Consider the following 1,783-nt stretch of genomic DNA (forward strand, 5'->3'; position numbering starts at 1 on the left):
GAGAGTAGACCTCTCAAAACTAAACAAAACTTTGACTCGTGTGCGGTTCCGTATTATTCCTTAGAAAGGAGGTGATCCAGCCGCAGGTTCTCCTACGGCTACCTTGTTACGACTTCACCCTAATCATCTGTCCCACCTTAGACGGCTAGCTCCTAAAAGGTTACCCCACCGGCTTTGGGTGTTACAAACTCTCATGGTGTGACGGGCGGTGTGTACAAGGCCCGGGAACGTATTCACCGCGGCATGCTGATCCGCGATTACTAGCGATTCCGACTTCGTGTAGGCGAGTTGCAGCCTACAGTCCGAACTGAGAATGGTTTTAAGAGATTAGCTAAACCTCGCGGTTTCGCAACTCGTTGTACCATCCATTGTAGCACGTGTGTAGCCCAGGTCATAAGGGGCATGATGATTTGACGTCGTCCCCACCTTCCTCCGGTTTGTCACCGGCAGTCTCACTAGAGTGCCCAACTGAATGCTGGCAACTAGTAATAAGGGTTGCGCTCGTTGCGGGACTTAACCCAACATCTCACGACACGAGCTGACGACAACCATGCACCACCTGTCATTCTGTCCCCGAAGGGAACGCCTAATCTCTTAGGTTGGCAGAAGATGTCAAGACCTGGTAAGGTTCTTCGCGTAGCTTCGAATTAAACCACATGCTCCACCGCTTGTGCGGGCCCCCGTCAATTCTTTTGAGTTTCAACCTTGCGGTCGTACTCCCCAGGCGGATTACTTAATGCGTTAGCTGCAGCACTGAAGGGCGGAAACCCTCCAACACTTAGTAATCATCGTTTACGGCATGGACTACCAGGGTATCTAATCCTGTTCGCTACCCATGCTTTCGAGCCTCAGCGTCAGTTACAGACCAGACAGCCGCCTTCGCCACTGGTGTTCTTCCATATATCTACGCATTTCACCGCTACACATGGAGTTCCACTGTCCTCTTCTGCACTCAAGTCTCCCAGTTTCCAATGCACTTCTTCGGTTGAGCCGAAGGCTTTCACATTAGACTTAAAAGACCGCCTGCGCTCGCTTTACGCCCAATAAATCCGGATAACGCTTGCCACCTACGTATTACCGCGGCTGCTGGCACGTAGTTAGCCGTGGCTTTCTGGTTAAATACCGTCACTGGGTGAACAGTTACTCTCACCCACGTTCTTCTTTAACAACAGAGCTTTACGAGCCGAAACCCTTCTTCACTCACGCGGCGTTGCTCCATCAGACTTGCGTCCATTGTGGAAGATTCCCTACTGCTGCCTCCCGTAGGAGTCTGGGCCGTGTCTCAGTCCCAATGTGGCCGATTACCCTCTCAGGTCGGCTACGCATCATCGCCTTGGTGAGCCGTTACCTCACCAACTAGCTAATGCGCCGCGGGTCCATCCAGAAGTGATAGCAGAGCCATCTTTTAAAAGAAAACCAGGCGGTTTTCTCTGTTATACGGTATTAGCATCTGTTTCCAGGTGTTATCCCCTGCTTCTGGGCAGGTTACCCACGTGTTACTCACCCGTCCGCCACTCACTTCGTGTTAAAATCTCATTCAGTGCAAGCACGTCCTGATCAATTAACGGAAGTTCGTTCGACTTGCATGTATTAGGCACGCCGCCAGCGTTCATCCTGAGCCAAGATCAAACTCTCATATTAAAATGATGAGTCTTTTTCAAGCTCATTAATTGTTTGTTTTTGCGAATTGACTTCGCATGTTTGTTCTCACTAAATCAATTTGATTTGCGAGTCCTCACACGATCGTTTGTCAAAATTTTGTTCAGTTTTCAAAGGTCTACCA

1 rRNA gene is annotated in these 1,783 nt (G+C 49.9%); it reads right to left on the minus strand.

The features are described 5' to 3' along the window. Nucleotides 1–64 precede the first annotated feature (64 nt). A 16S ribosomal RNA gene (locus HMPREF0623_RS09215) occupies nucleotides 65–1,641 on the minus strand. Between the last annotated feature and the right edge of the window lie 142 nt (nucleotides 1,642–1,783).

Source organism: Pediococcus acidilactici DSM 20284 (assembly GCF_000146325.1).
Lineage (GTDB): Bacteria > Bacillota > Bacilli > Lactobacillales > Lactobacillaceae > Pediococcus > Pediococcus acidilactici.